We start from the raw sequence: 18,083 nt of genomic DNA, 5'->3' as shown, positions 1-18,083 counted from the left end.
CCACCGATCATCCGTCCGGCGTTTACACGATCCGAAGCCCACGGTCGATTGACCCCAATCCTAATGGGCCCATAAAATTCGTAGCCCCGGCCGTTGGCCGGACACCGCGCGCAGCGCGGCCCAAGCATCCGAAGGCGGCATCACCACCGCCACCGATCATCCGTCCGGCGTTTACACGATCCGAAGCCCACGGTCGATTGACCCCAATCCTAATGGGCCCATAAAAATTCGTAGCCCCTGCCGTTGGCCGGAAACCGCGCGCAGCGCGGCCCAAGCATCCGAAGGCGGTATCACCACCGCCACCGATCATCCGTCCGGCGTTTACACGATCCGAAGCCCACGGTCGATTGACCCCAATCCCAATGGGCCCATAAAAATTCGTAGCCCCGGCCGTTGGCCGGAAACCGCGCGCAGCGCGGCCCAAGTATCCAAAGGCGGAAACACACGGCCCCCGCGTTTCGTCCGGCGTTTATACGATCCGAAGCCACCCACCAGACGTCCATGACCCGGATCGAAAAGCAGCCGGCCAACGGCCGGCGCTACCGCCGCTGCGCGAACAGCCAATCCCACATCGCCGCATCCGCATACGTCGCATCCCACGCGTTGTGGTTGCCCTGCGGGTACTCGGTATAGCGCACGTCGTCGGCGCCGGCGGCATCGAACGCGGCCTTCAATTTCCTGTCGTCGGCGGGCAGCACCACATCGTCCAGTGCCCCATGGAACATCCAGATCGGCGTGGCCTTGAGGCGCTCGGCGATGGCAGCATAGGGATCGGCTTCGTCCGCCACGGACTCCACGAACAATGACGCCCGCACTGCGCGCGGCGCCAGCACCGCGCCGCACACCGGCACGATCGCGGCGAAACGGTCCGGGTGTTCCAGCGCGATGTTCCAGCTGCCGTAGCCGCCCATCGACATGCCGGTGAGATACTGCCGCGCAGGATCGGCACCGAATTCGGCGATGGTGGCATCCAGCGCGGCCAGCGCGATGCGGTTGTTGATGCCCGACCATTCCTGGTCTTCCGGTGCCTGCGGCAACACTACCAGTGCCGGGAAGTCGCGCGCGTGGTCGCGCAGGTGCGGGCCCAGCCCGGCGGTGGTCTGGCGATGGCCGTCACTGCCACGCTCGCCCGATCCATGCAGGAACAACACCACTGGCAACGCGCCGCGCTGCGCCTTGGCATCGCGCGGCACGAATACCTGGTAGCGCGACACCCGCCCGTCCACGGTGACGCTGCGCTCAACGAAGTGCCCCTTGTCCGCAACGCGGGTCGTGGCACAGCCGCTCATGACGAGCACCGCCACCACCCACATCCACCACGCCGCGCGCTGTCGTGCCATTGTCTTTCCTCGGCTGAAATCGTTTTCAGTCTAGGCGCGGACGTCGGCGCAGGCATCTTGCAGTGCATCAGTCCGCGCGCGGTACCGAAGCCAGGATCTCCAGCTGTTCGATCGCCTCCGGGTGGCCGTCGGCGGCGGCGGCCTGCACCTGGGCCAGGCTGGGGTGGACCACCAGCAGGATGGGGTTCTCGCACTGGGGGCAATCGAACTCGGCCTCGTCCTCGTGCAATTCCATGCTCATCTCGCGCGAGGTCCCCTTCCATTCGCAGGCGGGGCAGGTGTGGGTCTGGTCGCGCCAGCCGGGGACGAAGTAGTTGTCGAGAGTCAGGGCCATGTCGGTGAACCGGTCAGTGCAGCAGGATCAGGGTGGCCAGGCCCAGGAAGCTGAAGAAGCCCATGACGTCGGTGACGGCGGTCACCACCACGGTGCCGGCCACGGCCGGGTCAACGTTCATGCGCTTGAGCAGCAGCGGCAGCAGCACGCCCGCCAGCGCCGCGGCACAGAAGTTGATGATCAGCGCCAGGGTGATCACCAGCGACAGCAGGAAGCTGTGGAACCACAGGTAGGCGATGATGCCGACCACGGTGCCGATCAGGGTGCCGTTGATCAGCGCCACCCGCGATTCCTTCCACAGCAGGATGCGCGCGTTGCTCTGGCCCACCTGGCCCAGCGCGATGCCGCGCACCATCAGGGTCAGCACCTGCACCGCCGCGTTGCCGCCGACGCCGGCCACGATCGGCATCAGCACCGCCAGCGCAACCACCTTCTGCAGGGTCAGCTCGAACTGGCCGATCACCGTGGCCGCCAGGAACGCGGTGCACAGGTTGATGCCCAGCCACACCACGCGGCCGCGCACGGCGCGCTTGATCGGGGAGAACAGGTCTTCTTCTTCGTCCAGGCCGGCCGCGCCCAAGGCCTGGTGCTCGGCCTGCGAACGGATGATGTCGACCACGTCATCGATGGTGATGCGGCCGAGCAGGATGTTGTTGTCGTCCACCACCGGCGCCGACACCCAGTCATGGTCGGAGAACTGCCGGGCCACTTCGTCGGCGCTTTCGCCGACGTCGATCGCCGGCTGCTCGTCGTCGATCAGGCGGTTGATCGGGGTGCTGTCCTCGTGGGTCACCAGCGAGGCCAGCGACAGCCGGCCCAGGTACTGGTGGCGGCGGCTGACCACGAACAGGTGGTCGGTGTGGTCGGGCAGTTCGCCGCGCAGGCGGAGGTAGCGCAGCACCACGTCCACGTTGACGTCGGCGCGCACGGTCACCACGTCCGGGTTCATCAGGCGGCCGGCGCTGTCCTCGGGGTAGGACAGGACCTGCTCGAGCCGCTCGCGGTTCTCGCGGTCCATCGACTTGAGCACTTCGTCGATGACCGTATCGGGCAGGTCTTCGACCAGGTCGGCCAGGTCATCGATGTCCAAGTCTTCGACCGCGGCGATGATTTCGTCCGGGTCCATGTCGGCCAGCAGGCTTTCGCGCACTTCCTCGCCGACGTGGACCAGCACCTCGCCATCGTCTTCCGGGTCGACCAGCCCCCACACCACTTCGCGCTTGCCCGGCGGCAGCGATTCCAGCAGGTTGCCGATCTCGGCCGGCGCCAGCGTATTGACCAGCCGGCGCACCGGACCCAGCCGCCCGCTGTCCAGTGCATCGGACAACAGTCGCAACTGGCGCGCCGTCTTGTCGTGGCGTACGGCTTCGGCCATGCACAGCTCCCGCGGCAAAAGAAAAAAGGCCGCTATCCCGGACAGGATGCGGCAGAGGGGGTGGTCACCGCGTCATTATCGCTTGGATGCATGACAAACCGGTAGGTCAGCGCGTCACGACCAACGGTCGTGACCTACCGGGCTGTTCATTGGTTTGTGTCGATCCAGCGCTCGATGCTGCGCCGGTCGCGTGCGGCCAGCAGCTTTGGTGCTGCGGCCTGCAGTTCGGACAGATCGCTGTCGCGCACCGCGCGCCGCACCTCCAGCAGCGTGCCGGGGTGCAGGCTGAACTCGGTCAGGCCGAGCGCGAGCAGCATGCGGGTCATGCGCGGGTCGCCGGCGATCTCGCCGCACACCGCCACCGGCACCTCGTGTTCGCGGCCGGTGCGCAGGATGTGCGCCAGCAGGCGCAGCACCGCCGGGTGCAGCGGCGAGTACAGCTCGCCCACCGCTTCATTGTTGCGGTCGGCGGCAAGCAGGTACTGCACCAGGTCGTTGGTGCCGATCGACAGGAAGTCGACCAGGTCGATGAAGCTTTCCAGCGCGATCGCCGCAGCCGGTACTTCGATCATCGCCCCGAACGGGATGTGCTCGGCCACTTCGTGGCCCTCGGCGCGCAGCAGCTCGGCCTGCTTGTTCAAGCGCCGGCGCACCGCCAGCAGCTCCTCGCGGGTGCTGACCATCGGCAGCAGGATGCGCAGCTTGCCGTAGGCCGACGCCCGCAGGATCGCGCGCAGCTGGGTATCGGCCACCTTCGGCCGGGCCAGCGACAGGCGCACGCCACGCAGGCCCAGTGCGGGGTTTTCTTCGTTGCTCAGGGTCAGGCCGGTGCGGTCGGCCTTGTCCGCGCCCAGGTCCAGGGTGCGGATGGTCACCGGTCGCCCGCTCATGCCGAGCGCCGCATCGCGGTAGGTTTCGAACTGCTCCTGTTCGTCGGGCAGCTCATCGCGCTGCAGGAACAGGAATTCGGTGCGGTACAGGCCCAGCCCGTGCGCGCCCAGCGCATGCGCCTCGGTAACGTCTTCGCGCGATTCGGCGTTGGCCAGCAGCGCGATCTCCACCTTGTCGCGGGTGCGGCTGGGCTTGCTGCGCAGGCGGCCCAGCTCGCGCTGCTCGCGGGCCTGGTCGCGCAGGCGGGCGCGGTAATCGCGCAGGTCCGGCGGCAGCGGGTTGACGGTGATCTGGCCGGTGCTGCCGTCGATGCCCAGCACGTCTCCGTCGGAAATCTTCTGCAGCAGGTTGGGAACGTTGACGATCAGCGGCAGGTGCAGGCTGCGCGCCAGGATCGCGCTGTGCGAGAGTGCGCTGCCCGCGGCGGTGACGATGCCGACCACGCCATGCGCCTGCAGCTGGGCCAGCTCGGAAGGCGCGATGTTGTCGCAGACCAGGATTTCACCGGCCAGCCCCTTCACGTCCGGCGGGCGTTTCTGCAGGAAGGCATGGATGCGGCCGATCACATGGTCCAGGTCGTCCATGCGGCTCTTCAGGTAGGCATCGTCCATGCCATCGAAGACCTTGGCCAGGCGGTCGCGCTGCACGCGCAGCGCATACCCGGCGCTGTACGGGCCGCTGCGGATCAGCTCGTCCAGGCCGAACAGCAGTTCGGGGTCGTCCAGCAGCAGCGCGTGCAGGTCGAGGAATTCGCCCACTTCCTGGTTCAGTGCACCCTGCAGCCGCTGGCGCAGGTCGTGCATTTCGGCGCGGGCCGCGTCCACCGCCAGGTGCAGGCGCTGCAGTTCGGCCGCCACCTGGGCCGGGGCGATGCGCTGTTCGGCGACTTCCAGGGCATGCGGCAGGCGCACCCGGGCGCGGCCGAGGGCATTGCCACGCGAGGCCCCGTGTCCGGCCAGCAGCAGGGCACCGGACGCGGTCCGTGCCGGTGTGCTGGAACCCGGTCGCGACGGTGGCCCCGGCATGCTCAGCTGTCCTCGTCGAAGCGTCGCTCGAACAGGGCCACCACTTCGTCCATGGCAGCCGCTTCGTCTTCGCCGTCGATGCGCACGGTGACCGGGGTGCCCTGGCCGGCGGCCAGCAGCATCACGCCCATGATGCTCTTGGCGTTGATCTCACGGCCTTTGGCGGCCATGGTCACGTTGCAGCGGAAGGGCGCCAGCACCTGCACCAGCTTTGCAGTGGCGCGGGCGTGCAGGCCCAGGCGGTTGGATACGGTGAGTTCACGTTCAAGCATCGTCGACAATCGCTCCATTGCGAGTGCCCGCCGCCGCAGTGGCGGGCAGTTGATCCAGTCCCTGTTCCGGATAATTCATCACTCGCAACAACATCGGCAGGCTCAGCGCCGAGACCCGGCGTGCCGGGGTGCCCAGGCGGGCCAGCTGCGCTGCCAGATTGCTCGGGCTGGCGCCATACAGATCGGTCAGGATCAAAACGCCCTCACCGCTGTCCACGCGCCGCAGGGCGGCCGAGGCAAGCGGGAGCAGGGCATCCATGTCTGCGTCGAACGGTACTTCGAAAGCTTCGGTCTTCAGCGGCAGGTGCCGCAGGAGTCGGGTCGCCACGTCCAGCAGGGACGTGCCGACGCCGGGATGCGTTACAAGGAGAATGCCACAGGTCATTGTCGAACGTTAACATCCCAACATGAATTGGGGATACACCACGGTAGCAACGGACCGTTGGTCCGTTGGCTTTGATCAATCCAGTTCGCGGTGGAACGTAGCCACTTCCGGCCAGCCCTGGTCGCGCGCATGCCGGGCCAGTCGTTCGGCCAGGTACACAGAGCGGTGCTTGCCGCCGGTGCAGCCGAAGGCCACGGTGACATAGCTGCGGGTGTCGTTGCCCAGGCGGGGCAGCCAGGTATCCAGGAAGTCGATCAGCTGGTCCACGTACTTCTGCACGTCCGGCTGGCTGTCCAGGTACTCGCGCACCGGTGCTTCGCGCCCGGACATCGGCCGCAGCTCCGGGTTCCAGTGCGGGTTGGGCAGTACCCGGGCGTCGAACACGAAGTCGGCCTCGGCCGGGACGCCGCGCTTGTAGGCGAACGATTCGAACAGCAGCGAGAGCTTGTTGCCGTGGCTGAGCGCGAACTCGGTCACCACCTTGCGGCGCAGCTGGTGCACGTTGAGGGTGGTGGTGTCGATCACCGCGTCGGCGGCGCGGCGCAGCGGGGCGGTCAGTTCGCGCTCGCGCGCGATCGCTTCGGGCAGCGACAGGCCCAGCTGGCTCAGCGGGTGTCGGCGGCGGGTGTCGGCGTAGCGCTTGAGCAGGGCTTCATCGGTGGCATCGAAGAACAGCAGCTGCGCGTCCAGCCCGGCCGCCTGGGCGTCTTCGCGCCAGTGCGACAGCTGGCTCAGGTCGCTCTGGCCGCGTACGTCGATGCCCACGGCCAGGCGGCGCGGGGCGTCGGCATCGTGGCCGGCCAGCAGGCTGCGCACGAAGTCGGGCAGCAGGTTGATCGGCAGGTTGTCCGAGCAGTAGTAGTCGAGATCTTCGAAGGTCTTGAGCGCCACCGTCTTGCCGGAGCCGGACAGCCCGCTGACGATGATCAGGGTGGCGGCGGTGGGTTCGGCGGCGGCGTTCATGGGGTACGGCGTTCCAGCAGGTTGCTGTGGCGGGCGATGAACATCGCGGCCGGGTCGATGCCCTTGGTGCGCAGGATGTGCAGTCGGGTGGCCGCCTCGGTCAGCACCGACAGGTTGCGGCCGGGCATCACCGGCAGGGTGATCAGCGGCACGTCCAGGTCCAGCACGTGGCGGGTGCCGGAATCGCCGGTCAGGCGCTCGTAACCATGGGGCGTGGGTTCGGTCATGGGCTTGGTCAGGTGCACGATGAGCCGAAGGTACTTGTTCTTCTTTACCGCCGTGTCACCGAACATCTCGCGCACATTGAGCACGCCCAGCCCGCGCACCTCCAGCAGGTCCTGCAGCAGCTCGGGGCAGGTGCCGTCGAGCACGTCCGGGGCGATCTGGGTGAACTCGGGCGCATCGTCGGCCACCAGGCGGTGGCCGCGGCTGAGCAGTTCCAGCGCCAGTTCGCTCTTGCCCGAACCGGCTTCGCCGGTGATCAGCACGCCGATGGAGTAGATCTCCATGAATACGCCATGCAGGATCACCCGCGGCGCCAGGGTCCGGGCTAGGTGGTAGGAGAGGTGGTTGAGCAGCTCGTGGCCGCGCTTGGGCGAGATCCACAGCGGGGTCTGCGATTCATCGGCCGCCGCGCGCAGGTCTTCCGGGCAGGGCTGGTTGCGGGTGATCACCAGCGCCAGCGGGTGCGACTGCATGATCCGCTCGATGGTTTCCCAGCGCTGGCGCGAATCCAGCGAATCCAGCCAGGACAGCTCTTCGGTGCCCAGGATCTGCACTTTGTTGGGGTAGATGGCGTTGAGGTAGCCGGCCAGCGACGGGCGCCGCGAAACGGTGTTGCCGGCCTCCAGCTCGCGCCGCTCGCCCTTCTGCCCGGCCACCCAGCGCAGGCTCAGGCGGTCACGCTGCTGCTCGAACAGTTCACGCGCGGTGATGCTGGTATTCATGCGGCGCTCGCCGGCGGGGGAAATTCGATCACCTGGCGCAGTGCCGCCGCATCGCGCGCTTCGCGCAGCGCCTGGCGGATGGCCGGCTCGGAAAACAGCTCGGCCAGCTCGGACAGCAGCATCAGGTGTTGATGGGTGTAGTGGCTGGGCACGGCGATGGCGAACACCAGGTCCACCGGTTCATCGCCGCCGCCGAAGTCCACCGGGGTCTCCAGCCGCAACAGCGCCCCGCGGGGGCGTTCCAGCAGCGGGGCGCGGCCGTGGGGAATGGCGATGCCGTGGCCGATGGCGGTGCTGCCCAGGGTCTCGCGCTCGCGCAGGTTCGTGTAGAGCAGCTCGGCGTTGGCTTCGCGGCAGGCCAGCAGCCGGGCGGCTGCCTTGAGCACACTGTCACGATCAGCGGCCGGCAGCACCTGGGTGCGCACGGCCGCCAGTAGATCATTCAAAGGCATGGAAAGGGGGGAGCGGGGGCGTCAGGCGTCATTGTCGCCCAAGGGAGCCGGAACCGGGGCGTGCTGGTGCTTTTTCTCCTTGTGCTTGATCACCAGCCGGTCCAGCTTGTCGGCGAGCACATCGATGGCCGCATACATGGTCTGGCCGTTGGCTTCGGCGTGGAGGGTCTGGCCGGGGATGTTCACGCTGGCGTCGACGTGGTGGTCGGGCTTCTGAAGCTTCAGTGTGACCCGCGCGTCGCAATGCTGATCGAAGTGCTTGCCGATCCGTGCCAGCTTCTCCTCTACGTAGGAATGCAGGGCCGGGGTGACTTCGACATCTTTGCCAAACGTTTCGATGCGCATCGGGTTTCTCCTTTGTTCGGATGAGCCAATGAACCTTGCCGCCAGGCGTGTGAGCGTCAGGCGATGCGTACTCGTTCGTGCGAGGCGGAAATGTTCATGGCTTCACGATACTTCGCCACGGTGCGGCGCGCCACCGGTATTCCCGAGGTCTTGAGCAGGTCAGCCAGCTTGGCGTCAGAAAGCGGCTTGCGCGGGTTCTCGTCGTCGATCAGGCGTCGGATCATGGCCTGGATGGCGGTGCTGGAGGCCTCGCCGCCGCTGTCGGTGTCGATCCCCGAGGCGAAGAAGGCGCGCAGCGCCAGGGTGCCGCGCGGGGTGCGCACGTATTTGCGGGCAATGGCCCGGGAAATGGTGGATTCATGCAGGCCGAGTTCGCCGGCCACCTCGCGCAGGGTCAGCGGGCGCAGGGCCTGGGCGCCGAACTCGAGGAAGGCGGCCTGCTGCTGCAGCAGGCAGCGCATGACCCGCAGCAGGGTCTCGCCACGAGCCTCCAGGCCCTTGAGCAGCCAGCGCGCCTCCTGCAGGTGGCTGCGCAGGTAGCCGGCGTCGCTTTCGCCACAGCGGCGGATCATCTGTTCATAGCCGCGGTGGATGACCACCTTGGGCCCGGCATGGCCGGCCAGGGCGGCCCGCCAGCTGCCGTTCTGGCGCCAGACCACGCAGTCGGGCACCACGTAGCTGTCGTGGGCCAGTTCGCCGATCTGGGTGCCCGGGCGCGGGTCCAGCGAGCGCAGCAGCTGCACGGCGGTGTCCACCGCCTCCACCGGCTCGCGCAGTTCATGGGCAATGCCGGCCACGCCGCTGCGCGGCAGGCGCTCCAGCGGGCCGTCGGCAATGCGCCGGGCCAGGGCCAGGCCGGGGGTCTGCGGGTCCAGCACGTCCAGCTGCAGCTGCAGGCATTCGCCCAGGCTGCGCGCGCCGACCCCGATCGGGTCGAAGCGCTGGATCTGGTGCAGCACGGTGAGGATCTCCGCTTCATCGGCGTGAATGGCCGGGAGCAGGGTTTCGGCGATGGCCGACAGCGGTTCGCGCAGGTAACCGTCGTCCTCGAACGCGTCGATCAGCGCTGCGCCGATGCTGCGGTCGCGGCGGGACAGGTGGGACAGATGCAGCTGCCACAGCAGGTGGTCGGCCAGGCTTTCGGTCTCGGCCACGCGCTCGGCGGCGCTGCCGTTGTCGTCATCGTCGAACGAGCCGCCGCTGCTGCCGCTGCTCCAGTCGCCTTCGCCGGGGGCCCAGTCATCGGCGCCGGAGGGGGCCGAATCGCCGTCGCCGCCATTGTCGCGTTCGGCCACTTCGGGCGGTCGCTCATCGCTGTCCGGCGCGGCATCCAGGGTGGGTTCGGCGTTCTCGGCCCAGTCCAGCAGCGGGTTGGTTTCCACCGCCTCGGCGATCTCCAGCTCCAGTTCGGCGCTGGACATCTGCAACAGCTTGATGGCCTGACGCAGCTGCGGCGTCATGACCAGTTGTTGTCCCAGCGATGTCTGCAGCCGTGCTTTCATGCCTGTGCCGAACGGAGGGAAGGCGCTGCAGCGGCCGGCGGTCAGAGCTTGAAGGTCTCTCCAAGGTACACGCGGCGGACGTCTGCGTTTTCCAGGATCGCGTCTGGTGCCCCCTGCGCCAGTACGCTGCCTTCGTTGAGGATATACGCGCGGTCGCAGATTCCCAAGGTTTCGCGCACATTGTGGTCGGTGATCAGTACCCCGATGCCACGCTGCTTGAGGTGCAGCACGATGCGCTGGATTTCGCCGACCGAGATCGGGTCGACGCCGGCGAACGGCTCGTCGAGCAGGATCAGGCGCGGCTTGGCGGCCAGCGCACGGGCGATTTCGCAGCGGCGGCGCTCACCGCCGGACAGGCTGGCGCCCAGCTGGTCGGCCACGTGGTTGATCTGCAGCTCGTCCAGCAGCGAATTCAGCTCCTTCTCGCGGCCGGCCTTGTCCAGGTCCTCGCGCAGTTCCAGCACCAGGCGCAGGTTGTCGGCCACGGTGAGCTTGCGGAACACCGACGGTTCCTGGGGCAGATAGCCCACGCCCTGCTTGGCGCGGGTGTACATGGGGTCGGCGGTGATGTCCTTGCCGTCCAGCACGATGCTGCCGGCGTCGGCCTCGACCAGGCCCACGATCATGTAGAAGCAGGTGGTCTTGCCGGCACCGTTGGGGCCGAGCAGGCCGACCACTTCACCGGCGTCCAGGGTCAGCCCGAATTCCTTCACCACTTCGCGCTGCTTGTAGCGCTTGCGCAGACCTTTGGCGACGAGCATTACTTCTTGCTCCCGGCGGTGGGGACGGTGGCCTTGGCCGGGGCGGCCGCCGGCTTGGCGGCCGGGGCGGCACCCTTGTTCTTGGGTGGGATGACCGTGCGCACGCGCTGTCCGTCGCCGCCGCTGTTCATCTGGCCGGTGGCGGTGTTGTAGGTCATCGTGCCACCCGAATTGGTGCCCTGCGCGCTCTTGACCGTGTAGTTGCCGGTGAGCACGATGATTTCCTTCTTGATGTCGTAGTCGATCTTGTCGGCCTGGGCTTCCATCCAGGTGCCGTCATCGAGCTGCTGTTTCATCTTGGCCTGCTTGCCGGTGAACACCGCACGCACCGCTTCACCGTCCTTCATGTGGATGTCGGCCTGGGCGGAGCGGATGTCGAGCGTGCCCTGGGTGATGGTGACGCCGCCCGACAGGGTGGTGACGCCATCGCCGACCAGCGTTCCGGACTGTGCCCCGGCGTCGATGGTCATTTCCTGGTTGCGGTCGGAGGTCTTGGCCTGCACGCCGACGGCGGGCACCATCAGGCTGAGGGCTAGGGCAACAGCGTGGAGGGTTTTCATGACGTGGGGCTTTCCTGCCGGATTCGGGGAAACGGCCAAGGCCGTTGTTGAAGTGTGGTGGCGCATCACTGACGGGGCGTGTAACGGCTCTTGACCTGGCTCAGGAACTGGTAGGTCTTGTCACTGGAGTTCAGCGCGAAGCCGACGCCGGACTGGGTCATGCCCGGTCGGGTCAGGGTCACCAGTCCATCAGAGGTGGCGCGGTTTTCGTTCGGGAACACGTCCAGCTGCTCGGTTCGGAACGTGGTCGGGGGAATGCTGGGCACCCGCGGGCTGTCGCCGCTGACGTTGCCGGTCAGCCGCAGCTTGTCGCCGGTGGCGCTGACCCAGCCGGTGTCGCTGCGCAGTTCCCAGTGGTTGCCGTCGCGGTCGGGCAGCAGGAACAGCGGGGTCTGGATGGTCATGGTCTCGTCGCTGCGGGTGCGTTCCAGCAGCGGTGCGCGCAGGGTGGTCGATTCGCGGCCCTGCTCGTCCAGCGCGATGATCTGGAAATCGTGAAGCACATAGTCCTTGCTGGCATCGTCGCCCGCGACGATCTCGGCCTTGTCGCGATCGCGCAGCAGGGACCAGCCGCTGAACAACGCGGCCACCAGCAGCAGGCCACCCAGTGCGGTACGCCAGTTCATGCGCCGAACCTCGCCAGGACAGCATCCACGTGGCCCTGCGCGGCCAGCAGCACGTCACACAGCTCGCGTGCGGCACCACGGCCGCCATCGGCGCGGGTCTGCCAGTGCACGCGCTCGGCGATCCAGTGATGGGCATTGGCCGGCGCCACCGCCAGCCCGACCGCGCACAGCGGGGCCAGGTCGGGCAGGTCATCGCCCATGAAGGCCACCTGGTCCAGGCCGATGCCGTGCTGGTCGCACAGGGCGCGCACGCTGGCCAGCTTGTCGCCGACCGCGATCTGGGTGTCGATACCCAGGTCGGCGCCGCGCTTCTGCGCCGACAGGCTGTTGCGCGCGGTGATCAACACGGGGTGGATGCCGTGCTGCTGCAGCAGTTTCAGGCCAAGTCCGTCCTGCACGTAATACGCCTTGCTCTCGTTGCCATCACGGTCGTAGTAGAGCCGACCGTCGGTGAGTGTGCCGTCCACGTCGAAACAGGCCAGCCGGATACGGCCGGCAACGGCATGCAGGTGGGACGGGAAACCGGGCAGCGGGGAGTAGGGCATCAGGAGCGCAGGTCAGCTGAATGGAGGAGTGTCACTGTGGTTTAAACCACCCGGGCCCGCAACAGGTCATGAATATTGAGGGCGCCAACCGCGCGGCCCTCGCCATCGACCACGATCAGGCCGTTGATCTGCTGGGTTTCCATGACCCGGGCCGCTTCCACGGCCAGCTGGTCGGCGCCGATGGTACGCGGGGTGCGGGTCATTACGTCGACGATGCGCGCGCTGCGCACATCCAGGTCGCTGTCCAGGGCGCGGCGCAGGTCGCCGTCGGTGAACAGACCCACCAGGCGCTGGCCGGCATCGACCACGGCGGTCATGCCGAGCCGCTTGCGGCTCATTTCCACCAGCGCCTCGCTCAGGCTGGCGTTCTCGCCCACCTGGGGCAGCTCGTCGCCGCTGTGCATCACATCCGTGATGTGCAGCAGCAGGCGCCGGCCCAGGCTGCCGGCCGGGTGCGAGCGGGCGAAATCGTCGGCGGTGAAGCCGCGCGCGTCCAGCAGGGCCACCGCCAGCGCATCGCCCATCGCCAGCGAGGCGGTGGTGCTGGAGGTCGGGGCCAGGGCCAGCGGGCAGGCTTCGGCCGGCACGCTCACGTCCAGGTGCACGTCGGCGGCCAGCGCCAGCGACGATCCGGGGCGGCCGGTCATGGCGATCAGCCGGTTGCCCTGGCGCTTGAGCACCGGCAGCAGCATCAGCACTTCGTCCGATTCGCCCGAATAGGACAGGGCCAGCACCACATCGGCCTCGGTGATCATGCCCAGGTCGCCGTGGCCGGCCTCACCGGGGTGCACGTAAAACGCCGGGGTGCCGGTGGAGGCGAGCGTGGCGGCGATCTTGCGGGCCACGTGGCCGGACTTGCCCATGCCCGTGGCGACCACCCGGCCGCGACTTTCCAGCACCAGCTGGCAGGCCTGGCTGAACCCCTCGCCCAGGCGTTCGGCTACTGCGGCAAGGGCATCGCGCTCGATCTCGAACACGCGGCGGCCGCTGGCAACCAGCGCGGCCGGGTCGGCCGATGAGGGGGGCAGGGGCGATACAGCCATGCGGGCGCCACGCGGAAGAGTAGAATGAGCGCACATTTTATTAGGAAAGCCCGTTGGACGCCGAGACCATCCGCAAATTGATAGAAGACGGCCTGCCGGGCGCCCGCGCGGACGTGCAGGGCGATGACGGCGTGCATTTCGAGGCCACCGTGGTGTGCGACGCCTTTGCCGGCAAAATGCCGCTGGCGCGCCACCGGATGGTCTATGCCACCCTGGGCGATCTCATGGGCGGGGCGATCCACGCCTTGGCGCTGAAGACGGTGACCCCGGCCGAAGTGGCCGGTTGATCGCCGAAGTACCCGTTGCCTTCGACCATCCAGCCGACCAACGGTCGGCGCTACCACACCCCAAGTAGACTCCATGGCCAAGATCGTAGTGACCGGCGGCAAGCCGCTGCACGGTGAAGTGAACATTTCCGGCGCCAAGAACGCCGTCCTCCCCATCCTGTGCGCGACCCTGCTGGCCGATGCGCCGGTGGAAATCACCAACGTGCCGCACCTGCATGACGTGGTGACCACGGTGAAGCTGCTCAGCGAGCTGGGGGCCAAGGTCACCATCGACCAGGGCACGCTGTCGCGCGGCAGCGCGATCGTGGTCGACCCGCGCCCGGTCAACCAGCATGTGGCCCCGTATGAGCTGGTGCGCACCATGCGCGCCTCGATCCTGGTGCTGGGCCCGCTGCTGGCCCGCTTCGGCGCGGCCGAAGTGTCGCTGCCCGGCGGCTGCGCGATCGGCTCGCGCCCGGTTGACCAGCACATCAAGGGCCTGCAGGCGCTGGGTGCGGAGATCGTGGTCGAGAACGGCTTCATCAAGGCGCACGCCAAGCGCCTGAAGGGCGCGCACTTCACCTTCGACATGGTCAGCGTGACCGGCACCGAGAACGTGCTGATGGCCGCCGTGCTGGCCGAAGGCACCACGGTGCTGGACAACGCGGCGATGGAGCCGGAAGTCACCGACCTGGCGCACTGCCTGATCGCGCTGGGCGCGAAGATCGAAGGCCTGGGCACCGCCCGGCTGGTGATCGAAGGCGTCGAGCGCCTGTCCGGTGGCCGCCATGAAGTGCTGCCCGACCGCATCGAAACCGGCACCTTCCTGGTGGCTGCGGCGATGACCGGCGGCAAGGTCACGGTCAACCGTGCCCGCCCGAACACGATGGACGCGGTGCTGGCCAAGCTGGTCGAAGCCGGTGCGAAGATCGACACCACCGACGACAGCATCACCCTGGACATGCAGGGCAAGCGCCCGCGCGCGGTCAACCTGACCACCGCGCCGTACCCGGCGTTCCCGACCGACATGCAGGCGCAGTTCATGGCGCTCAACTGCGTGGCCGATGGCGTGGGCGTGATCAACGAAACGATCTTCGAAAACCGTTTCATGCACGTCAACGAACTGCTGCGCCTGGGCGCGGACATCCAGGTGGAAGGCCATACCGCGATCGTGCGCGGTGCCGAACAGCTCAGCGGCGCGCCGGTGATGGCCACCGACCTGCGCGCGTCGGCCTCGCTGATCCTGGCCGGGCTGATGGCCGACGGTGACACCACCATCGACCGCATCTACCACCTGGACCGCGGCTACGAGAACATCGAAGAGAAGCTGTCGTCGCTGGGCGCCACCATCCGGCGCATCGCATGATCCTGCGCGGCCAGTTCACCCGCCGCCGCAAGGCGCTGCTGATCCTCGTGCTGGTGGTGCTGGGCTGGCTGGGCTATGCCTGGTATGCCGATATCGCCATCACCCAGGGCCTGGAACAGCAGGACATGGACTGGAACGGCGATGGCACGGTCAGCCGCACCGAGGTGCTGCAGGCGTTCTACGCGGTCGGGGTGACCACCACCGTGGAAGGCAACCGCCATTGCCGTTCGTTCTACTGGCGCAAGACCGGCGAGCAGATCCGCGTGGACTGCAAGACGGTGTTCCAGGCCGAAACACCGGCGAAATAAAAAACGCCCGCAGTCGCGGGCGTTTTTTTGTATCGACCAACGGTCGTTACCTACCGGCGATGCCGCCGGCATGTCTCAATGCCGGTGGTAGGTACCGACCGTTGGTCGGTACCCGCGCAATCACTTGAACGATTTGATGGTCAGGTCCAGCGCGTCCTTGCCGCCTTCGCGCTGCAGCAGCCGTACCGGCACCGGCATGTCCTTGGTCACCCAGGCAATCTGTTCCTTGTTGCCGTCCACACGGGTCACCTTGGTGGCGTTGTAGGTCTTTCCGCCCACGGTCACGTTCTCGGTGCCCGACACCTTGTAGGTCATCGGCTTGATCCGGCCTTCGTCGACCATGCGGTAGGTCAGCGGCTTGCCTGCGGCGAAATCACGGGCAATGGCCAGGTTGATCAGCAGCGCGTCCATGTCACCCACCTTCAGCGCGACCGGTCCGGCACGGTCCGGCTTGATGTCGCCCGTCCAGGTAGCCTGCTTCTTCGACCAGTCATAGTTGGCTTCCACGTTGCGCTTCTTGACCAGCACCATCGAACGATCCCGGCTGCTGAGCGGGCGCAGGGCGCCATTGGCTTCCTCGAACGTGGTGTTCTGGCTCAGGGTCGCCAATTGGTTGCTGACATCCAGGCTGTACTGCCACTTGTTGCCGTCGACCTGCTTGAGGGTCATCTTGCCGGGCGCCTGCATGCCCATGTAGTTGGCCTGGTACTCGGCGGTAAATGGCTGCAGAGCCATGGCCGGCAGGCTCGCTACGGCCAGCGCGCCGGCTGCGATCCAGGACAGGGGGCGGGTCGGAATGCTCATGCTCAAACTCCTTGGTATTCGATCAGGCGCAGGTCGATCCGATCCTGACCGTCTTCGCGTTGCAGGATGCGCACCGGGGTGGGAACCCCGTTGGCGATCCAGAGGATGGTTTCATCGTTGCCGCCGTTGGTGCGATACACCCGCAGCGCGTTGTAGGAAAGCTCGCCGACCTCGACGTTCTCGGTGTCCGGTGCGGCCTGGTAGTCATGCTGGCGCACCCTGCCCATGTCCGCATAACGGTAATGCATCTGCCCGCCCGGGCGCGCATCGCGCATGATCGCAAGATTCAGCAGCAGTGCGCTCTGGTCGCCCGGCTGCAGCGGAACCGGCTGGGTGCGTTCCTTCTTCAGGTCGCCCACCCACTGTGCGGTACCGGTCTTCCAGTCGTAGGTGCCGGTGACCTTCTTGCCCATGAACAGGCCCTTGCGCACGGTCGCCTGGCTCAGCGGCACATAGGTGGCGCCGTGCTTCTCGAATACGGTGCTCTGTTCAATGTTCAGGCCCAGCACGCTGGCAAAGCCGCGCCGGCCCACCACCTGCATGTCCACGCGCCACTGGTCGCCACCGGTGTGGGTGACGCGCATGGTCGCATCGCCGGCTTCCTTGCCCTTGTACAGGGCCTGGTAGGTGGCGGTGAACGGCTCCAGCGCGGGTGCCTCCCAGGTACTGGGTGGCGGCAGCACCGGCAGTTCCGGCGGGGTGGGTTCCTGCGCCTGCGCGATCGCCATCGTGCACAGCAGGGAGGCGAGCAGCACCAGCGGTTTGGACAGAGTGGTTTTCATGCGCGCGCGGATGCGGGGGATAGGGGAGGATGCCAGCGGCCGGGTCAGCGGCGCGTGTGCGCCGCAGTCAGGGGGCCAGCTGTCCGGCGCAATCTAGGCGCAGGGGACTGAACAGGGGGTGGCCGTCAACCTCCAGCTGACCGTCGCGTTCAGTTACGCGGCCGGCCACCAGCCACTGCAGGCTGGCGATCAGCAACGGGTGCTCCACCGCCAGCACGCGCTGGGCCAGCTGTTCGGCGGTATCGCCGGGCAGTACCGGCACCCGCGCCTGGGCCAGCACGGTGCCGGCGTCCAGTTCGGGCACCACGAAGTGCACGCTGGCGCCGGCTTCGGCATCGCCGGCCTCCAGCGCGCGGGCGTGGGTGTGCAGGCCCTTGTAGAGCGGCAGCAGCGACGGATGGATGTTGACCAGCCGGCCGGCAAAACGCTGCACGAAGGCTTCGCCGAGGATGCGCATGTAACCGGCGCAGACCACCCAGTCCGGCGCGAAGGCGGCCAGCGCGTCGCCCATCGCGGCGTCGAAGGCGGCGCGGTCGGCAAAGTCCTTGGGCGAGCGCGCCCAGCGACGCTCTGGCGCGACTTTCTGGAGTGCCGAGGCCTCCGGCTTGTCCGACAACACCGCAACGACTTCGGCGTCGAGCGTGCCGGCCGTGATGGCATCGATGATGGCCTGCAGGTTGCTGCCACGACCGGATGCCAATACCGCGATGCGGCTGCGCGACCCTCCTGACGCGGTGCTGCTGGCCGACGTCATGCCGCGACCGCGCCGTCCGTGGCAGCGAAGCTGGCCACCACTTCCGGGCGCATCAGTACGATCAGGGCATACACGCCCAGCGCGATGCCGAGCGCGCCGGCCAGGCAGGCCGCGCCGGCGGCGATCTTGCACAGCTTGTGCGCACGGCGCTCGGCCATGCGCCGCGCGCCGAGGATGTTCAAGGTACCCAGACCGGCGAAGATGGCGCCGGCGCCGACCATGATCGCCGCCAGCAGGGCCGGCTGGGCGTTGGGGTTGGCGCTGTTGCTTTCGCTGATGTAGCCGCCGGCGGCGCCCAGCAGCAGGATCGGCACCAGCAGCAGTTCCAGCACGCCCAGGATGTAGAACAGGATCTTCAGCGTATGCAGGTGCGAGGCGACCTGGTGCGGTGTCCAGCCGCGCGGGAAGTTCAGCGGCGGGGGTGTGGAAGACATCGG

At 67.5% G+C, this 18,083-nt stretch carries 23 protein-coding genes; 3 read left to right on the top strand and 20 right to left on the bottom strand.

Going from position 1 to position 18,083, the window contains the following annotated elements:
* Positions 1–539 precede the first annotated feature (539 nt).
* The 16 genes from KVS69_RS10980 to KVS69_RS10905 form a co-directional block, all read right to left on the bottom strand.
* Positions 540–1,340, bottom strand: coding sequence for a prolyl oligopeptidase family serine peptidase (locus tag KVS69_RS10980; protein WP_217538059.1), 801 nt, complete (start codon positions 1,338–1,340; stop codon positions 540–542).
* A gap of 67 nt (positions 1,341–1,407) precedes the next feature.
* Positions 1,408–1,674 (bottom strand): hypothetical protein, encoded by a 267-nt coding sequence (locus tag KVS69_RS10975; protein WP_217538058.1) that lies wholly within the window; start codon positions 1,672–1,674, stop codon positions 1,408–1,410.
* 13 nt (positions 1,675–1,687) lie between these two features.
* Positions 1,688–3,049 carry a magnesium transporter gene (gene mgtE / locus KVS69_RS10970; RefSeq protein ID WP_068849782.1) on the bottom strand — a complete coding sequence of 454 codons (1,362 nt, stop codon included), beginning with the start codon at positions 3,047–3,049 and terminating at the stop codon, positions 1,688–1,690.
* Between the two features lie 146 nt (positions 3,050–3,195).
* The gene (gene ptsP / locus KVS69_RS10965; protein WP_083214075.1) at positions 3,196–4,965 is read right to left on the bottom strand and encodes a phosphoenolpyruvate--protein phosphotransferase; all 1,770 of its coding nucleotides are present in this window, start codon (positions 4,963–4,965) and stop codon (positions 3,196–3,198) included.
* A gap of 2 nt (positions 4,966–4,967) precedes the next feature.
* Complete coding sequence (locus KVS69_RS10960) at positions 4,968–5,237, bottom strand: HPr family phosphocarrier protein (RefSeq protein WP_068849785.1); 270 nt, start codon at positions 5,235–5,237, stop codon at positions 4,968–4,970.
* Entirely contained in the window at positions 5,230–5,622 is a 393-nt protein-coding gene (locus KVS69_RS10955) for a PTS fructose IIA subunit family protein (RefSeq protein WP_068849788.1), read from the bottom strand. Before KVS69_RS10955 ends, KVS69_RS10960 begins: the two co-directional genes overlap by 8 nt.
* A gap of 75 nt (positions 5,623–5,697) precedes the next feature.
* Positions 5,698–6,585: an RNase adapter RapZ gene (gene rapZ, locus KVS69_RS10950; protein ID WP_176472645.1), complete on the bottom strand. Its 888-nt coding sequence runs from the start codon at positions 6,583–6,585 to the stop codon at positions 5,698–5,700.
* Complete coding sequence (gene hprK, locus KVS69_RS10945; protein ID WP_068849794.1) at positions 6,582–7,532, bottom strand: HPr(Ser) kinase/phosphatase; 951 nt, start codon at positions 7,530–7,532, stop codon at positions 6,582–6,584. The genes rapZ and hprK overlap by 4 nt, the downstream gene beginning before the upstream one ends.
* Positions 7,529–7,984, bottom strand: coding sequence for a PTS sugar transporter subunit IIA (locus tag KVS69_RS10940; protein ID WP_217538057.1), 456 nt, complete (start codon positions 7,982–7,984; stop codon positions 7,529–7,531). The genes hprK and KVS69_RS10940 overlap by 4 nt, the downstream gene beginning before the upstream one ends.
* A gap of 21 nt (positions 7,985–8,005) precedes the next feature.
* Positions 8,006–8,329 carry a ribosome-associated translation inhibitor RaiA gene (gene raiA, locus KVS69_RS10935; RefSeq protein WP_068849799.1) on the bottom strand — a complete coding sequence of 108 codons (324 nt, stop codon included), beginning with the start codon at positions 8,327–8,329 and terminating at the stop codon, positions 8,006–8,008.
* A gap of 56 nt (positions 8,330–8,385) precedes the next feature.
* On the bottom strand, positions 8,386–9,831 hold the full coding sequence (locus KVS69_RS10930) for an RNA polymerase factor sigma-54 (RefSeq protein WP_068849802.1): 1,446 nt from the start codon (positions 9,829–9,831) through the stop codon (positions 8,386–8,388).
* 41 nt (positions 9,832–9,872) lie between these two features.
* Entirely contained in the window at positions 9,873–10,592 is a 720-nt protein-coding gene (gene lptB, locus KVS69_RS10925) for an LPS export ABC transporter ATP-binding protein (RefSeq protein WP_068849805.1), read from the bottom strand.
* Complete coding sequence (lptA, locus tag KVS69_RS10920; RefSeq protein WP_210131804.1) at positions 10,592–11,152, bottom strand: lipopolysaccharide transport periplasmic protein LptA; 561 nt, start codon at positions 11,150–11,152, stop codon at positions 10,592–10,594. The genes lptB and lptA overlap by 1 nt, the downstream gene beginning before the upstream one ends.
* Positions 11,153–11,217: 65 nt before the next feature.
* A complete protein-coding gene (gene lptC, locus KVS69_RS10915) occupies positions 11,218–11,778 on the bottom strand; it encodes an LPS export ABC transporter periplasmic protein LptC (RefSeq protein ID WP_217538056.1) in 561 nt (186 codons plus the stop codon).
* A complete protein-coding gene (locus tag KVS69_RS10910; RefSeq protein ID WP_217538055.1) occupies positions 11,775–12,323 on the bottom strand; it encodes an HAD hydrolase family protein in 549 nt (182 codons plus the stop codon). The genes lptC and KVS69_RS10910 overlap by 4 nt, the downstream gene beginning before the upstream one ends.
* A gap of 41 nt (positions 12,324–12,364) precedes the next feature.
* The gene (locus KVS69_RS10905) at positions 12,365–13,366 is read right to left on the bottom strand and encodes a KpsF/GutQ family sugar-phosphate isomerase (protein ID WP_068849816.1); all 1,002 of its coding nucleotides are present in this window, start codon (positions 13,364–13,366) and stop codon (positions 12,365–12,367) included.
* Between the two features lie 53 nt (positions 13,367–13,419).
* On the opposite strand from KVS69_RS10905, the gene KVS69_RS10900 reads away from it, so the two are divergent.
* The 3 genes from KVS69_RS10900 to KVS69_RS10890 all read left to right on the top strand — a co-directional run bounded on the left by KVS69_RS10900 (position 13,420) and on the right by KVS69_RS10890 (position 15,306).
* Positions 13,420–13,653: a BolA family protein gene (locus KVS69_RS10900; protein WP_068849819.1), complete on the top strand. Its 234-nt coding sequence runs from the start codon at positions 13,420–13,422 to the stop codon at positions 13,651–13,653.
* A gap of 73 nt (positions 13,654–13,726) precedes the next feature.
* The gene (gene murA / locus KVS69_RS10895) at positions 13,727–14,998 is read left to right on the top strand and encodes a UDP-N-acetylglucosamine 1-carboxyvinyltransferase (RefSeq protein WP_095363733.1); all 1,272 of its coding nucleotides are present in this window, start codon (positions 13,727–13,729) and stop codon (positions 14,996–14,998) included.
* Positions 14,995–15,306: a hypothetical protein gene (locus KVS69_RS10890; protein ID WP_068849825.1), complete on the top strand. Its 312-nt coding sequence runs from the start codon at positions 14,995–14,997 to the stop codon at positions 15,304–15,306. Before murA ends, KVS69_RS10890 begins: the two co-directional genes overlap by 4 nt.
* A 120-nt stretch (positions 15,307–15,426) precedes the next feature.
* Here KVS69_RS10890 and KVS69_RS10885 read toward each other — a convergent pair whose 3' ends face one another.
* From KVS69_RS10885 to KVS69_RS10870, 4 genes are all read right to left on the bottom strand, one after another.
* Positions 15,427–16,110: a DUF3108 domain-containing protein gene (locus tag KVS69_RS10885; RefSeq protein ID WP_217538054.1), complete on the bottom strand. Its 684-nt coding sequence runs from the start codon at positions 16,108–16,110 to the stop codon at positions 15,427–15,429.
* Positions 16,111–16,112: 2 nt separating this feature from the next.
* Positions 16,113–16,892: a DUF3108 domain-containing protein gene (locus KVS69_RS10880; protein ID WP_217538053.1), complete on the bottom strand. Its 780-nt coding sequence runs from the start codon at positions 16,890–16,892 to the stop codon at positions 16,113–16,115.
* A gap of 67 nt (positions 16,893–16,959) precedes the next feature.
* Positions 16,960–17,646: a phosphoribosylglycinamide formyltransferase gene (gene purN, locus KVS69_RS10875; RefSeq protein ID WP_217538052.1), complete on the bottom strand. Its 687-nt coding sequence runs from the start codon at positions 17,644–17,646 to the stop codon at positions 16,960–16,962.
* Complete coding sequence (locus tag KVS69_RS10870; RefSeq protein ID WP_217538051.1) at positions 17,643–18,080, bottom strand: hypothetical protein; 438 nt, start codon at positions 18,078–18,080, stop codon at positions 17,643–17,645. The genes purN and KVS69_RS10870 overlap by 4 nt, the downstream gene beginning before the upstream one ends.
* Positions 18,081–18,083: the final 3 nt, after the last annotated feature.

Source organism: Stenotrophomonas sp. GbtcB23 (genome assembly GCF_019091045.1).
Classification (GTDB): domain Bacteria; phylum Pseudomonadota; class Gammaproteobacteria; order Xanthomonadales; family Xanthomonadaceae; genus Stenotrophomonas; species Stenotrophomonas rhizophila_A.
This window is presented reverse-complemented; position numbering and strand designations above follow the sequence as displayed.

Excerpts from the sequence above, each read along its gene's own strand:
- lptB (WP_068849805.1), bottom strand. The coding sequence starts at position 10,592 with ATGCTCGTCGCCAAAGGTCTGCGCAAGCGCTACAAGCAGCGCGAAGTG.
- KVS69_RS10975 (WP_217538058.1), bottom strand. The coding sequence starts at position 1,674 with ATGGCCCTGACTCTCGACAACTACTTCGTCCCCGGCTGGCGCGACCAG.
- KVS69_RS10940 (WP_217538057.1), bottom strand. The coding sequence starts at position 7,984 with ATGCCTTTGAATGATCTACTGGCGGCCGTGCGCACCCAGGTGCTGCCG.
- purN (WP_217538052.1), bottom strand. The coding sequence starts at position 17,646 with ATGACGTCGGCCAGCAGCACCGCGTCAGGAGGGTCGCGCAGCCGCATC.
- KVS69_RS10980 (WP_217538059.1), bottom strand. The coding sequence starts at position 1,340 with ATGGCACGACAGCGCGCGGCGTGGTGGATGTGGGTGGTGGCGGTGCTC.
- raiA (WP_068849799.1), bottom strand. The coding sequence starts at position 8,329 with ATGCGCATCGAAACGTTTGGCAAAGATGTCGAAGTCACCCCGGCCCTG.
- KVS69_RS10870 (WP_217538051.1), bottom strand. The coding sequence starts at position 18,080 with ATGTCTTCCACACCCCCGCCGCTGAACTTCCCGCGCGGCTGGACACCG.
- KVS69_RS10955 (WP_068849788.1), bottom strand. The coding sequence starts at position 5,622 with ATGACCTGTGGCATTCTCCTTGTAACGCATCCCGGCGTCGGCACGTCC.
- mgtE (WP_068849782.1), bottom strand. The coding sequence starts at position 3,049 with ATGGCCGAAGCCGTACGCCACGACAAGACGGCGCGCCAGTTGCGACTG.
- hprK (WP_068849794.1), bottom strand. The coding sequence starts at position 7,532 with ATGAATACCAGCATCACCGCGCGTGAACTGTTCGAGCAGCAGCGTGAC.
- KVS69_RS10890 (WP_068849825.1), top strand. The coding sequence starts at position 14,995 with ATGATCCTGCGCGGCCAGTTCACCCGCCGCCGCAAGGCGCTGCTGATC.
- KVS69_RS10910 (WP_217538055.1), bottom strand. The coding sequence starts at position 12,323 with ATGCCCTACTCCCCGCTGCCCGGTTTCCCGTCCCACCTGCATGCCGTT.
- KVS69_RS10930 (WP_068849802.1), bottom strand. The coding sequence starts at position 9,831 with ATGAAAGCACGGCTGCAGACATCGCTGGGACAACAACTGGTCATGACG.
- KVS69_RS10960 (WP_068849785.1), bottom strand. The coding sequence starts at position 5,237 with ATGCTTGAACGTGAACTCACCGTATCCAACCGCCTGGGCCTGCACGCC.
- rapZ (WP_176472645.1), bottom strand. The coding sequence starts at position 6,585 with ATGAACGCCGCCGCCGAACCCACCGCCGCCACCCTGATCATCGTCAGC.
- KVS69_RS10905 (WP_068849816.1), bottom strand. The coding sequence starts at position 13,366 with ATGGCTGTATCGCCCCTGCCCCCCTCATCGGCCGACCCGGCCGCGCTG.
- KVS69_RS10885 (WP_217538054.1), bottom strand. The coding sequence starts at position 16,110 with ATGAGCATTCCGACCCGCCCCCTGTCCTGGATCGCAGCCGGCGCGCTG.
- lptA (WP_210131804.1), bottom strand. The coding sequence starts at position 11,152 with ATGAAAACCCTCCACGCTGTTGCCCTAGCCCTCAGCCTGATGGTGCCC.
- lptC (WP_217538056.1), bottom strand. The coding sequence starts at position 11,778 with ATGAACTGGCGTACCGCACTGGGTGGCCTGCTGCTGGTGGCCGCGTTG.
- murA (WP_095363733.1), top strand. The coding sequence starts at position 13,727 with ATGGCCAAGATCGTAGTGACCGGCGGCAAGCCGCTGCACGGTGAAGTG.
- KVS69_RS10880 (WP_217538053.1), bottom strand. The coding sequence starts at position 16,892 with ATGAAAACCACTCTGTCCAAACCGCTGGTGCTGCTCGCCTCCCTGCTG.
- ptsP (WP_083214075.1), bottom strand. The coding sequence starts at position 4,965 with ATGCCGGGGCCACCGTCGCGACCGGGTTCCAGCACACCGGCACGGACC.